The following is a 14,017-nucleotide window of genomic DNA, read 5'->3' as shown; positions in this document are numbered from 1 at the left end:
TTTAATTTTCAGCCTGATTGCGCTTTGGTAAACCCCCAATAAAACACAACCCGGCCAAGGTCGATGCGCCAGCCAGCATAAAAATAATTTGCCCAGAAATTTGATCCCAATAATGACCAGCTAGCATACTGCCACTGGCTACACCCAAGCCCCACATCGTGCTATATAGTGCTTGCCCTCGGCCTTGCTGGCCTGCAGTAAAATTCTGGAAAATAATCCGCATGGCAATCATATGAAATAAACCAAAACTGAATGCATGAATGGTCTGCGCAATAAACTGAACAAGTATTTCATGAGGATAGAGCCCCACCATCACCCAGCGCAGCCCTGTCAAAAGCAGACACACACAAACCAATGACCGCCATGAAAATCGGGTTAAAAAAAGATTGGCAAATGCAAACATAACAATTTCAGCAATCACCCCGGCAGACCAAAGCAAACCTATTTGCCCTGTGGTATACCCCATCTGGTGCAAATAATTACTATAAAAACTGTAAAAAGGCGCATGTGAAAATAACAGTAGAAATTCGATGCTAAAAAAGCATGCGACTGCGGGCCGTTTTAAAATGGGCCATAAAGGTTCCAGCTGCTTTTGCGGCTGTGGCGCTGCATTAGGCTCCTTGATGCTGAATGACCATATAAATGCTAAAGAGGCAACGGTAAGAAGCAGTATTGGCAGCAGTGCAATTGATATAACTTCCAAAAGCGCGCCAATGCTGAATACCCCCGCAATAAAACCGACAGATCCCCATTTGCGGACTTTGCCATAAAACTCAGCGCGCTGATCGCCCAGCCAAAAAAGTGTAACACCTTCAAATTGCGCCAAAATTGCATTTTGAAAAAAACTGAAAATCAGCATAAGCAAGGCAATGGACTGGAAGGTATTTGGAATGATAAAAATCATGAACCAGATACAGCATTCCATCCATGTCGCGATACGGACCAGCAGCATGCGTTTGCCAGACTTATCTGCAATCCACCCCCAAATAAACGGCGCAAAGAAGCGTGTGACAATGGCAATGGAAGAAAGAACCCCTATTTCTTGATAATTAAATCCTTGATTTTCTAGATATAAATTCCAGAACGGCATAAAAGTGCCGACTATTGCATAGTAGAAAAAGTAGAATCCACCGAGCCTATGCTGAATTGGGAAACTTAGCATCGAGTGATATTCCTGTGTATTTATAACAAGTTAAGAGATTTACAGAATAATATAAACGTATACTGATTTGGCAAAACCGCGGTTCATTAGTCTACAAAAATCAATAAATTGTCAGAAAATTTGTAGACTGCACTTCAAAGCATTAGTTTATGATTAAATTTTGCAAAAGTAAAAAACTCTCACTTAAGGGATTTTCAATTGCACTATGCTTTGCCTTACAGTAGAAGCGGCAATCACAATGAAACCATGACAGTGCGCTGAACCCCGTCATGGTTTCATATATAACATTGATACTTACAAATAAACTCCAAATACTTCGTATGACGTGTATTATGTTGATTTTAGAACTACTTAATAAGTATCGGTTTTTACTCAATACTAAGTCGAGAACCGGATTTAAACCCATTTTTATGTGCTAAAAATACAATAAATAGCCCTATCAAGGATAAAAAGGTCATGCTAATAAAAAAAGAACTGATGCCTATTTCTTTGAGAAGAATTCCACCTGTAATACCGCCACCTGCAACAGCTAAGTTAAATACAGTGACTAACATTGACTGAGCAATATCAACATCATTCCCTGAAGTATCTGCGATAGCCGTTTGCAATAGTGTTGGAGCACCACCGAATGTAACTCCCCATAAGGCTATACCTATTACGACCATCAAAGCATGACCACTAAATAGCCCCATTAAAATAGCGGCAACAGCAAAACCTAATAAACTAATTAAAACTAGTTTTCTTAATGCTCTATCAATAAAAATACCTGTAAACCAAATGCCTAAAATTGAAAATAAACCAAATGCTAAGAGTATAAAATCAAGAAATTTATCAAGATCAACTGAAATAATATAAGGCGCAATAAAGGTATACAGAATATTATGAGCAAACATCCATAGAAAAAGAACAGCTAAAATTGGACGTATTCCAGGGTAATAAAAAACTTCTTTTACTGATGTTCTTTTATCAACAAACTGTCCTTGAATATTAGGTAAATTTGTTTGTACCCAAATAATTAAACACAAAGTTAAACTAGAGATCATAAAGAAAACTCCACGCCAACCAAACATACTCCCTAGCCATGTTGCTATAGGCACTCCCATGCATAAAGCAATGGGTTGACCAACACCAACGATTGCCATAGCTTTACCTTGTAGATTGCCAGATACCATATTACGGGCATAACCAGCCAAAATTCCCCATATAACTCCAGCAGACATTCCTGCGAGAAATCTTAGAAATAATATGACTATATAGTTTGAGGATATCGCTGTAAGACTATTAAAAATAAGTAAGCCACTAATTGCCAATAAGAATAGTGATTTTCTTGACCAACTGCGTGTTGCAAAAACGATCGGGATTGCTGTAACGACAGATCCTAAAGCATATACTGAAATTAATTGTCCCGTTAAAGACTCTGAAACACCTAAGTCTTTACTTATCAAAGGTAATAAACCCGCTGGGATAATTTCAGTCATAATTGTAATAAAGCCAGCAAGTGTGAATGCTAGTAATTTCCCAATTGGTAAGTGCTCTGTTGGGAGGTTATTGACGCTGTTCATATCGGAAATATCTCTAAGTATTCATTTATAAAGGAACGATCATTCCAATATAAGGTAAATAAAATCCTTAGCTATTATCAGTACAAGCTAAGGAGTGATAAATAATAATTACAATGTATTTAAAGCGACTTTAGCGACATTGGTCAGATATTCTTGACGCGTTTCTTCACTACAACCCTTACTTAAAACTCTTATCCCTTGAATTGTATTCACAAAAAAAAGAGCTAATGCTAGCGGTGAATGATGTGTAGAAATTTCACCACTTTCCTGTCCTCTTACGATTAATTTTTCTAATGCTTTTTTTAGTCTTTCAAAGTTATAAATTATTGTTTTAGAAATTTTTTCATCTTGTCCTGCTAGCTCTAAGCTAGCATTAGCAATGAGACAGCCACGATGTTGAGAATCTATTAATTCATCTTCAATAATTTGAAATAAAAGTTGGCTAATTAAATCTTTGACTGAACCTGAACTCGATAATAATTCAATATTAGCTTGTGTCTTGATTTGATGATAATGATGTAGAGCTTTTTGGTACAACTCTTCTTTATTTCTAAACGTACTATATAAACTACTACGTGATAAACCAGTCTCTTCAACCAGATCCTGAATAGAAGTAGCAGCAAAACCTTTACGCCAAAAGACGTCCATAGCAGACTCAGTAACTTCTTCTAGATCAAATTCTTTCACACGCATAAATTCATACTGGAACAATCGTTCCTATTAATTTATACAATGTATTCTTATATGTCAAATTACTTTCATTTAACAGAATGGTGATTATACGAAATAGCCCCCATTTAAGTCCTGCTTTAAATATAAAAATCTAGCGTCATTCTACTTATGACCATACCTCCGCATATACGAAAAGAAAAACCCCGCCAACATTGAGAATGCAGCGGGGGTTTATGTGCCGCAATACATCCGGCAAATAGCAGAATCAATTAATCATTTTTTCCGCATTTACGGCATTCTTTCGTATATCCAAGGTCAGGATCATAATCAAATTCAAAAGCATGAAGGCAAAATAATTTACGCAGGAAATAGATCATAGCTTTCTCCTTTTGTGAATAATTTGAAATCAATAACTCTATATAGTTTGCTTGTGAATTTTTCAAGATATTCAATTTAAGAAATTTTGGAGCCCGCTAAATTTATTTTTAAACTGTCATCTATAAGACTACTGGCTTACAAATGATAAGCGCTCAAAGCATAGAATATTCAATATGCTAAACACAGCAGATGACAATATGCATCATTTAATATTCACAGCAAAAATGCTACGTTACTGGTAAATCAATAAAGTTTAATTATGCAACAATATTAAATACTGCATTTCGGAGTGCTTTACAGCATAAGAGGTTTATCACTTGAAAACATGGCAAGAATCATTAACTGTTTTAAAAGAGGGAAATGGGCGTTTTATTCAAAATAAAATGAATCATGTTTTGCACCATGACCTGCAGTTACTGTCTGAATCCCAGCATCCTCTCGCTGTTATTCTTTGCTGCTCAGACTCTAGAGTCTCCCCTGACATCATTTTCGATCAGAGTCTTGGCAGTTTATTTATTATACAAAATGCCGGAAATGTGAGTGACACATCTGTTCTCGGCAGTATTCAATATGCGATTCAGCATTTAAAAACACCATTGATTATTGTTCTTGGCCATACTTGCTGCGGCGCCGTTACAGCTGCGCATGAAAATAAAAAAATGAATGGCCCTTTGCAAAATATCATTGCACAAATTGATGAGAACATTATTCTCAATGGAAATGCCGAAGATTCCATCAAAAATCATATACTTGCCACAGCCAGAACACTGAATAAAGCTCTAGAAAAGCATCAGGCTAAAATTGAGCAGGAAACCCAAGTAATTCCTGCCATTTATGATATTGCCAGCGGATATATATCTTGGCTGGATTTAGATAAAGACGTGATTCCCGCACCGAATTTATTCGCTATTTAGATACGGCTTTTGGGACTGACTATTTATGCTTATATGTATATTTAGCAATCTGAAAAATATTAAAAAACAAAGCAAAGCGCCGCGATTTATTCACTAAAACAACCCACTCTGCATATGTATAAAATTTCCAACATTACGTAATGATTTGGGCTTGTTTGTATCCCTTTCATGACATTTTGGGACTTTAAGGCCCGTTTCCTATACGGTAAATATTCAAATCACATTTCAATAGGAAAGTATCAAATGACTGCTATTAATGTTGAAAATATTAAAAGCCATGCTGATGTTATTGCATCATGTGGCACCAAAGTCGGTGAAGTTGACCATTTAGAAGGAAATGATCAAATTAAATTGACCAAACATGGTGATGGCCATCATCATTTAATCCCCGTATCCTGGGTTGGCGAGATTACTGATAATAAAATTATGCTCATAAAAGACTCGCAAGAGGTTAAAGATACCTGGGTTCAAGTCTAGGAATTCAATTTATAGAAACGCAAATTAAAAAGCCCGTCCTTCGGGCTTTTTAATTGTCCATTTAATATCTATTTATTAGTATTTAAGGCAATAGCACCGCCCAATATTGCTGCAAGCGCAGCAGTGTACGCCCAGCCAAACAGCCATTAATCAAAAAATAAATGCAGCAAATCTTTGAAATGCAGCAAAAAGTTACGCACGCTTAACATTTACTCCTTAAACGATACACTATAACAAGTTGTTTATTTTTGATTGAATTTTATTCAAACTTATCAATTTATTTGATTTATCCAGCACATGAAATACTTCATATAAAAGAGAGGATCTTTTGCAGCAATTTGAAATTATCCAAAAAATTCAAGAATGGTCGGATCAATATCCTTGGCTAGAAATGCTCAGCTCTTTGAGTATTGTGATTTTATTTGCAATTCTCGCTAACTTTATTGCCAAGCAAGTCGTTGTTCGAGGCATACGCAAACTCATTTCAAAAATGACTTTTGCCAATAGTGAAATTATTTCCCAGCATAGCGTGATCCGGCGTATTGCCAATATTGTGCCTGCCTTGGTGATTATGAATGGAATCACTACTGTTCCACATTTGTCAGATAAAGTTGAAACACTTATTCAAATGGCTGCTCAGGCCTTTATTTTCTTGACTATTGCCTTGGCAATTTCAGAATTTTTAAATATTTTCAATTTGGTTTATCAACGCAACCCCAAATCACGCAACAAGCCAATTAAAGGCTATTTGCAATTGATCAAGCTGATTATTTATTTGGTTTGCGCCTTAATGATTATTGGCACATTTCTTAAAAAAGATGTTTTCACTTTACTGGCAGGTTTTGGCGCGATGGCCGCTGTGCTGATGCTGGTATTCCAAAATACTATTCTGTCTTTGGTCGCCTCAGTCCAAATCTCATCCTATGACATGTTGCGTATCGGTGACTGGATAGAAATGCCCTCTTTAAATGCTGATGGCGATGTCATCGATATGTCATTGCATACGGTCACAGTACAGAACTTTGATAAAACCTTTACCACCATTCCAACCAATAAACTCATTACAGACACTTTTAAAAACTGGCGCGGAATGCAGGAAGCTGGGGCAAGGCGCATTAAACGCGCCATTCTGATTGACCAAAATTCTGTTCACTTTATGACAGAAGCGGAACAAAGCAAGCTAAAAGATTTTTTGCTTTTAGATCAATACCTCAACAGCAAAAAAGAGGAAATTGCAGAGTTTAATCAGCAGCTCGCCAATCAATCTAAATACAATCAGCGCCGCTTAACCAACTTAGGTACTTTCCGCGCTTACATAGAGTTTTATTTAAAACAGCATCCAGGCATCAGCAACTCGCAATCCTTAATTATTCGACAGCTGCAGCCAACAAGCGAGGGCCTGCCCATTGAAATTTATGCATTCACAAAAACAACTGCTTGGAAAGATTATGAAAATATCCAGTCTGATATTTTTGATCATTTAATCGCCATTACTCCTGAGTTTGGTTTAAAATTATACCAAGCGCCATCAGGTGCAGATTTTAAGCAATTGGCAATGCAGGCTCATCAAAATATTGAGTCTAATGAATGATGATTCGGCCTGATTGAATTACTGCAGCACTTTGACAATTTACTAAGGCTATTAATTTAATCAGGCTGAATAACACACAGAGGAATATTAATTTTTCAACGAAAAATTAACGTATATATTTAGATTAAGGTGCACTAAATGAAAATATTAACCCAATATAAAACAATCGGTTTAATGCTGGTTGCTTTGTTTTTTTCATTAAACCCAGCGTATGCAAGCTCATCTGAATCATGGAAAAAAAATAATCAAAATCTTAAAACTGCCTGCTTTAAAGCCAGCCAGTTAAAAAGCCCGAAAATCGCAAGCGATATTATGCTGTTTGATGACCGAGTCGGCTATTCTGCTGTTGTCCTTGAGGGCCATTATCCACAAGCGCACATGAAGAATCGCTTAGGCCGGGAACTCTGTCTCTGGCACAGAGCCAAACAGAAAGCATTCATTACAGAAGCTGACTCATTAATTAAAAAATAGATGCCTGCATGCAATCCTATTCACTTCTATTAAAAATATTGTTTATTCAGTTGCGCTAATATAGGCAGGCCTGCTGTTATGCCATATCAAGAACTGCATAATTTTTTAGAAATTAGTACAGCAATGCCTCTATATGAACTTTTAACGTAAAATTTTCTAGAATTTCAATGATAACGCATGCAAAAAATTTGCAATGCATCACATAAAAAACACCAATAGCGGCAAAGTGTTATTTTTTAATAAAAAAGATTAAATTTAACGTGATTTGAAGCAACTTTTTTTAAAATTATATGATCTAATATGCAGATTATAAAGAGATAAGCCGTAGGCATACTTTTTAAAATAACATATGCTTATTCCATGCGGATCTATAAAGAATAAATTGAGAGAATCAGTCACTTGAAACAATTAGCGATGTTAATGAAATTAGATCTGCAAAGACTCATCCTAATTTTAATCATTGTCTGTGTTTCCTGTCTTTTCACGATTTCTGTTTTTATTCTTAATCATGTGATTAAGGCGCAATTAATTGAAAATTCACTTTCAATTAATGAAAAGTACGCCGCTAAAGTGGCATTAAGCAGCGACCAATATTTCAAGAATATGCTGCAAGAGCTCAAATATAGCGCAGACAGCATTGGTCAAAATAATGCAAATGCATCTCTGGTCCAGCAAGAAGCCCACCGCTTAAAATATCAGTCCAACAATTTCAACTCTGTCACAGTGATAGACAGCACAGCACATATTCGCTCTCTGGAACCCCAGACTTTAAAATTTGATGCCAATACCGCTTACAAAACCTTTGGCATCATAGAATCACTAAAACTTAAAAAAACGTATATCTCTGCACCTTACTATTCTATGGCCAATAATTTGATTGTGCTTATGTCGCAGCCAATCTATAGCCCAGATCACAAATATCTGGGCACGATTACAGGTTCACTGTATTTGCAGAAAAAAAACCTCATCAGTGAGCTTCTGTCGACATCATATTCATATAAAAACAGCTATATGTACGTTATTGACAGCAACAGACGGATTATTTTCCATCCCGATGCTAAACGTATTGGTGAAACCGTGAATACCAATACGGGTATGGCCTTTATGGCGCATGAAAAAAGCGGCCATACTCAGCTAATTAACAGCAAAGGCGTGACCAATCTTGCAGGGTTTGCGCATATTCCGAGTGTAAATTGGCTGGTCGTTTCTCAACAGCCTACGGATGAGCTGTTTGAACAAGCCAATGCGATTATTACCAAAGTAGCTTTCGGTATTTTTATTTTCTATCTGATTCTATTTTTTATTATCTGGAAAATCACCCAATACATTTCTTCGCCGCTACATGGGCTTGCGCAAATGGCTGGCATGCTGAATAAACCCGAAACAGAACAGGAAATTCAGAATATTGATCCATGGTATTTTGAAGTCATGCGTTTCCGGACGGCTTTACTGTTCAGCTCTAAAAAATTCAAAGATAAAATTTCAGAGTTGAATCTGCACGTCAACACAGACCCGTTGACTGGGCTTCACAATCGGCGCGGCATGCAGTTATTTTTAGAAGAATTGCAAAATATGGGTGCTGATTTTGCCGTTTTGCTGATTGATATCGATTTCTTTAAAACTGTAAATGACAACTTTGGACATGACCAAGGTGATCATATGCTAAAAATTGTGGCTGAACAGATGAAGAAAAGCTTTAGAGACAATGATGTCTGCTGCCGTATGGGCGGTGAAGAGTTTTCTGTACTTATGGGCGCAACCGACCCTGATGCTGTTTTTAAAGCGGCTGAACGCCTGCGCAAAAGTATTGAAGAGATTACTTCCAGCTTGCCGACACCCATTACCATTTCGATTGGCATCGCATTTTGGCCGCAGGATTCTCAAGATATTAAAGAGGTCTTCAAACAAGCCGATAACCGCCTCTACCAAGCTAAAAATGAAGGTCGAAACCGTGTGTGCTAAATAAATAACGCATTCTTTAATTTGAAATTCACCGCCTTAAAGCAATTATGAAAATAAAGCCCCGCTCTATTTGAGATGATAAATAATGCTCTATGCAATCGGAATTATGATTTTAATTTGCATTCTCTACCGCTACCGCTTGCAAAATACTGATGCAGGCAGCAGTGAGTTTTATCTTTCTCTGCTGATCTCTGTTTTAATTATTTGCATTTTAAAGGCAGCTAAAAATTTAAATTAAAACAGATTCGATTATTTTTAGTTCAAATCTGCCCCATTATTTAAATTTTTCACAGATATTCCTCTGGTTTTACAGCGTCATTTACAAGAAAAAGCCGTTTTAAATAAAACGGCTTTTATCATTTATTCGCTCAGCTAATTCATGAAAACTCGTCAAGAATGAATAGCTATGAACTTAGAATGGCACACGGTGATATTGGCGATACTCAGGTTTCCAAAAGTTATCTTCAATTTTCTTTTCCAAGTCTTTAAGGCTCATCACAGGCGCAACACCATCCTGCATGGCAGCCTGCGCAACCTTAACAGCAATCACCTTAGAAATTTGCTGTATTTGACTCAAGTCAGGCAATAAATCTGCCTCAGGATTTTGCAATTTTGGTGAACAATCCGCTAAAGCATTGCTTGAAGCCATCAGCATGCTGTCAGTGACCCGATGCGCGCCCGATGCAATCACCCCTAATCCAATACCCGGGAAAATATAAGAGTTATTGCACTGCGAAATATTGTAAATGCGGTCTTGATAGATGACGGGTGCAAACGGGCTGCCAGTTGCAATCAGCGCCTTGCCTTTCGTCCATTCAATAATATCAGCAGGAACAGCTTCTACACGGGATGTCGGATTAGACAGCGGCATTACAATTGGATATTCACAATTTTCTGCCAAAGTTTCAATCACATCCTTAGTGAAAAGACCAGGCTGACCAGATACGCCGATTAAAACTGTCGGCTTGGCATTCTTGACAACATCCAGCAAGGAAATAATTTCATCTGCATTGCCCCACTTCATGACATCCTCTGGTTTTTGCGCAAGCTTGCGCTGAAAGTCCAGAAGATTCGGCTGATTTTCAGTAATCAAGCCAAAGCGGTCTACCATAAATACACGTTTGCGCGCTTCAGCATCGCTTAAACCTTCTGCGGTCATCTGCGCAATAATTTGCTCGGCAATACCGCAGCCAGCTGATCCCGCACCTAAAAAGGCAACGACTTGATCTTTTAATTGCTTTTTAGCGGCGTGTGAAGCGGCGATGAGACTGCCGACCGATACTGCAGCCGTGCCTTGAATATCATCATTAAAACAGCAAATTTTGTCGCGGTATTTTTCGAGTAAAGGCATTGCATTTTTCTGCGCAAAATCTTCAAACTGAATTAACGCTTCTGGCCATCTGCGCTGAATTGCCTCAATTACCATATCGACAAAATTATAATATTCTTCGCCTGAAATACGCGGCTGTCTGCAGCCCATATAAATCGGGTCGTTCAGCAGCTGCTGGTTGTTGGTGCCAACGTCCAGCGTAATCGGTAAAGTATAAGCTGGACTGATGCCGCCGCAAGCCGTATAAAGCGACAGCTTGCCAATTGGAATGCCCATCCCGCCAATACCCTGATCGCCTAAGCCTAAAATGCGTTCGCCATCTGTAATGACAATCACTTTGACATTGCGGCGGTTAACATTGTGCAGGATATCGTCTATTTGATCCCGGTCAGGATAAGAAATAAATATACCGCGGTGACGGCGGTAAATGTCTGAAAAACGCTGACACGCCTCACCCACTGTGGGGGTATAAATAATTGGCATCATTTCAGTTAAGTGATTTTCAATTAAGTGATAAAACAAAGTCTCATTTGTATCTTGAATATTGCGCAGGTAAATATGTTTATTGATTGCATCATTGAAAGCGCAGTACTGCTGATAAGAACGCTGGCTCTGTTCTTCAATGGTTTCCGTTACATGAGGAATAAGACCGTTTAAATTAAAATTTTTACGCTCATCTGCAGTGAAAGCTGAACCTTTATTTAAAAGCGGCAATTCCAGCAGCGTATTTCCTGCATAAGGGATATACAGCGGGCGTTTAGATTTCAAATTATCTGCAGGCATTGGATTATCTCTATTCCTATTTATAAAATTGGCTGAAAGGACTACTTTTCATTTCTGTTTTAATAGCTTAGACCTATTTATTGCAAATAGGTTATTTATAAAATTAATAGTGATATATTTTACATTTTGTAGTCTTATAATGCGGTTTTTGGCCTGATGCAGTTTTAATCACATTCTCGCACCTGTTCTGCAGCCTTAAAAAATGGCCTGTATTTAGATGTTTTTAATATCAAATCCCGTATAATGCTGTCGTTATTGAAAAATTTGATTATTCAAATAATTGTGCTTTGCTCAATTCAAACTTTGCTTAAGCCTTGATTTAAATTAGACGCAGCAGATGTGGCAAATATTTCAATTGACCTCGTTCCACAGCGCCTATTTATGCCGTCTTTGCTTAGGCGAGTTGAGCTTCACATGTCTAAAAATCTTGCAACACTCATTGGCTTAAGTGCAATTTTACAGTGGTCAGCAATTGTCGGCCTGCTTAAACGCATCAGTTTCAGTATCGGTGCAGATTATGCCGTCACTTTTATGTACAGCATCAGTGCAATTATTTTACTGCTTCTCTTCCGTATTCCAAATTTAAAAGCAATTCCAAAAAAATATCTGTTTTTTGCTACGGCGTTATTTGTGGTTTATGAATTATGTTTTTCATATGCCATCGCGTTGGCACAAACTCCGCAGCAGGCAATTGAAATCAGCTTAGTGAACTATTTGTGGCCCAGCCTGACCGTCGCCGCTCTAATCCTATTCAAAGAACTTAAATTCAACATATTTGTAGTATTGGGACTAGCTGTCAGTTTAAGCGGCATTGTCCTGATTCAAACCGGGAATGGCGCATTTAGCAGCACGGCGGTATTGAATAATATTCTCGCCAATCCAGTCAGCTATTTTTTGGCTTTTCTTGGCGCGTCACTCTGGGCGCTATACTGCGTGATCACCAGAAAATACAGCAATGGGCATAATCCCATTGCCTTCTTTTTTGTTGTCATTACCGTAGTACTTTGGGCAAAAATGTACTTTTTGCACGGCATTCCTGCTTTGCCGACGATACAGGCTGAAACAGCCATTTGCATGCTAATGGTATCGTTTGTTACAGCATTAGGTTACGCCGCATGGAATATCGGCATCATTAAAGGCAACATTACCTTATTGGTGACGCTTTCATATTTCAGCCCGCTGGTTTCTTCTGTATTTTCCATGCTGATTTTACAGACAAGTCTAGCCCCTTCATTTTGGCATGGCGCAATTTTAGTCACCGTTGGCTCGTTTATCTGCTGGATCTCGACCAATTGGCCGCATTTGAAAGAAAAAATCAGGCATGCGCAATAACCGACTAATAGGCAATTTGCAATTGCCTCTACCTGATTTCAAAACCGCTTATAAATCTTAAAGACTATTTTTTCTTGCGGAGAGGCTTTAACTCAGTTGCAGATAAATTCAGAATATATCCAATAACATATAAGCAAAGCCCTATGAGCAATCTGCATATTTCAGTTTTGGCCATTTATATCACTAAACTGATTCAGTTATAAATCATCTACCTGATTATAAATATTTCTCATATAGAAGAATTTTGCGCAGCCTGAATAACAGTTTAAGACAGGCGGTTACGGAACAGCCAAGCCGCCAGAGGCAATGTCACCAAAGCCAATACAAGCATAGGCACAAAGTCATATTTCACTTGGCTAAAATGCGCGCCTTCTAAATACACGCGCTGCACCAGATCAATACCGAAACGCAAAGGGTTAATATAGGTCAGAATCTGTAAAATTTCAGGCATGTTCTGTACAGGAGTCAACAGCCCAGACAGCAGCATTAACGGCATAATCAGCAAAAAAGTCCAAAGCATCGCCTGCTGCATATTTAATGAGATTGCTGAAATTGATAATCCCACGCCAACCACCGCAATATTGAAACTGAGCAGGCCAAAATACAGCAGCCCCAATGAACCATTCATCGGTATTTGAAACCAGAACAGAATGATCAATAAAATAATTGTGGACTGCAGCAGACCCACAAAAATCGGCGGAAGCGCTTTACCAATCATAATATGCATAGGCGTATACGGCGTTACCAGCAGCTGATCAAAAGTACCTTGCTCGCGCTCACGCGCTACAGACAATGCCGACAGCAGCAGGGTCTGCATCATGCTGAGCGCAGCAATCAAAGACGGCATCAGACCCCACCGTGATTCTTGATTCGGGTTGTACCATATGCGTGTTTCAATACGAACCGGCACTGCCGTGCCGTATTGCTGCTGATTAAATTGACTCACAACAGCCGCGATATATGAACCGGCGGCGCCCGCTGTTGAAGAGTTGCGTCCATCTAAAATAACCTGAATAGGTGAAGCCTGCTGCTGATTCAGCTTCTGTTCAAAATCTGCAGGAATAGTAATGATTGCCAATGCGGTCCGGTCATCAACCGCGCGCTTAATCTGATCTGTATTTTGCAGCGTTTCCGCCCGCCTGAAAATTCCAGAGCCGTCCAGCTTCGCAATTAAGGCCGTCGATGCCTGCCCCTTACTTAGATCCAGCACGGCGTAATCAACATGGTTTACGTCATAGCTGGCCGCATAACCAAAAATCAGCGCCTGCATTAGTGCTGGCGCAATCAGAATAATCCGGTTGGCCGGATCGCTGAAAATGGTTAAAAATTCCTTTTTCACCAAACAGCCTAAATAGCTGAACCAAGATAGGATTGAATTCATCA

The 14,017-nt window shown here is 38.6% G+C and carries 11 protein-coding genes; 6 read left to right on the top strand and 5 right to left on the bottom strand.

Annotated elements, in window-relative coordinates:
• Position 1: 1 nt before the first annotated feature.
• The 3 genes from AZH43_RS14810 to AZH43_RS14800 form a co-directional block, all read right to left on the bottom strand.
• Positions 2-1,162, bottom strand: coding sequence for an MFS transporter (locus AZH43_RS14810; protein ID WP_067671107.1), 1,161 nt, complete (start codon positions 1,160-1,162; stop codon positions 2-4).
• 368 nt (positions 1,163-1,530) lie between these two features.
• On the bottom strand, positions 1,531-2,724 hold the full coding sequence (locus AZH43_RS14805; RefSeq protein WP_067671104.1) for an MFS transporter: 1,194 nt from the start codon (positions 2,722-2,724) through the stop codon (positions 1,531-1,533).
• Positions 2,725-2,832: 108 nt separating this feature from the next.
• On the bottom strand, positions 2,833-3,417 hold the full coding sequence (locus tag AZH43_RS14800) for a TetR/AcrR family transcriptional regulator (protein WP_067671101.1): 585 nt from the start codon (positions 3,415-3,417) through the stop codon (positions 2,833-2,835).
• Positions 3,418-4,157: 740 nt separating this feature from the next.
• On the opposite strand from AZH43_RS14800, the gene AZH43_RS14795 reads away from it, so the two are divergent.
• The 5 genes from AZH43_RS14795 (at position 4,158) to AZH43_RS14775 (ending at position 9,189) form a co-directional block, all read left to right on the top strand.
• Positions 4,158-4,688: a carbonic anhydrase gene (locus AZH43_RS14795; protein WP_081406835.1), complete on the top strand. Its 531-nt coding sequence runs from the start codon at positions 4,158-4,160 to the stop codon at positions 4,686-4,688.
• A gap of 243 nt (positions 4,689-4,931) precedes the next feature.
• Positions 4,932-5,165, top strand: coding sequence for a DUF2171 domain-containing protein (locus AZH43_RS14790; protein ID WP_067671094.1), 234 nt, complete (start codon positions 4,932-4,934; stop codon positions 5,163-5,165).
• A 328-nt stretch (positions 5,166-5,493) separates the two neighbouring features.
• Positions 5,494-6,756 carry a mechanosensitive ion channel family protein gene (locus AZH43_RS14785; protein WP_067671091.1) on the top strand — a complete coding sequence of 421 codons (1,263 nt, stop codon included), beginning with the start codon at positions 5,494-5,496 and terminating at the stop codon, positions 6,754-6,756.
• Between the two features lie 138 nt (positions 6,757-6,894).
• Positions 6,895-7,227 (top strand): hypothetical protein, encoded by a 333-nt coding sequence (locus tag AZH43_RS14780; RefSeq protein WP_067671088.1) that lies wholly within the window; start codon positions 6,895-6,897, stop codon positions 7,225-7,227.
• A gap of 399 nt (positions 7,228-7,626) precedes the next feature.
• On the top strand, positions 7,627-9,189 hold the full coding sequence (locus AZH43_RS14775) for a sensor domain-containing diguanylate cyclase (protein WP_067671085.1): 1,563 nt from the start codon (positions 7,627-7,629) through the stop codon (positions 9,187-9,189).
• Between the two features lie 412 nt (positions 9,190-9,601).
• Here the strand turns inward: AZH43_RS14775 and AZH43_RS14770 are convergent, their stop codons facing one another.
• Entirely contained in the window at positions 9,602-11,302 is a 1,701-nt protein-coding gene (locus tag AZH43_RS14770; RefSeq protein WP_067671082.1) for an NAD-dependent malic enzyme, read from the bottom strand.
• Between the two features lie 414 nt (positions 11,303-11,716).
• On the opposite strand from AZH43_RS14770, the gene yddG reads away from it, so the two are divergent.
• Positions 11,717-12,634, top strand: a complete 918-nt coding sequence (gene yddG / locus AZH43_RS14765) for an aromatic amino acid DMT transporter YddG (protein WP_067671075.1) — start codon at positions 11,717-11,719, stop codon at positions 12,632-12,634.
• Between the two features lie 265 nt (positions 12,635-12,899).
• Here yddG and AZH43_RS14760 read toward each other — a convergent pair whose 3' ends face one another.
• Positions 12,900-14,015 carry an ABC transporter permease gene (locus AZH43_RS14760; RefSeq protein WP_406564628.1) on the bottom strand — a complete coding sequence of 372 codons (1,116 nt, stop codon included), beginning with the start codon at positions 14,013-14,015 and terminating at the stop codon, positions 12,900-12,902.
• Positions 14,016-14,017: the final 2 nt, after the last annotated feature.

Source organism: Acinetobacter pragensis, from assembly GCF_001605895.1.
GTDB classification, from domain to species: Bacteria; Pseudomonadota; Gammaproteobacteria; order Pseudomonadales; family Moraxellaceae; genus Acinetobacter; species Acinetobacter pragensis.
The sequence above is the reverse complement of the archived record's forward strand: the minus strand, read 5'-3'. Positions and strand labels throughout refer to the sequence as shown.

Excerpts from the sequence above, each read along its gene's own strand:
- yddG (WP_067671075.1), top strand. The coding sequence starts at position 11,717 with ATGTCTAAAAATCTTGCAACACTCATTGGCTTAAGTGCAATTTTACAG.
- AZH43_RS14805 (WP_067671104.1), bottom strand. The coding sequence starts at position 2,724 with ATGAACAGCGTCAATAACCTCCCAACAGAGCACTTACCAATTGGGAAA.
- AZH43_RS14760 (WP_406564628.1), bottom strand. The coding sequence starts at position 14,015 with ATGAATTCAATCCTATCTTGGTTCAGCTATTTAGGCTGTTTGGTGAAA.
- AZH43_RS14795 (WP_081406835.1), top strand. The coding sequence starts at position 4,158 with ATGAATCATGTTTTGCACCATGACCTGCAGTTACTGTCTGAATCCCAG.
- AZH43_RS14780 (WP_067671088.1), top strand. The coding sequence starts at position 6,895 with ATGAAAATATTAACCCAATATAAAACAATCGGTTTAATGCTGGTTGCT.
- AZH43_RS14790 (WP_067671094.1), top strand. The coding sequence starts at position 4,932 with ATGACTGCTATTAATGTTGAAAATATTAAAAGCCATGCTGATGTTATT.
- AZH43_RS14810 (WP_067671107.1), bottom strand. The coding sequence starts at position 1,162 with ATGCTAAGTTTCCCAATTCAGCATAGGCTCGGTGGATTCTACTTTTTC.
- AZH43_RS14770 (WP_067671082.1), bottom strand. The coding sequence starts at position 11,302 with ATGCCTGCAGATAATTTGAAATCTAAACGCCCGCTGTATATCCCTTAT.
- AZH43_RS14800 (WP_067671101.1), bottom strand. The coding sequence starts at position 3,417 with ATGCGTGTGAAAGAATTTGATCTAGAAGAAGTTACTGAGTCTGCTATG.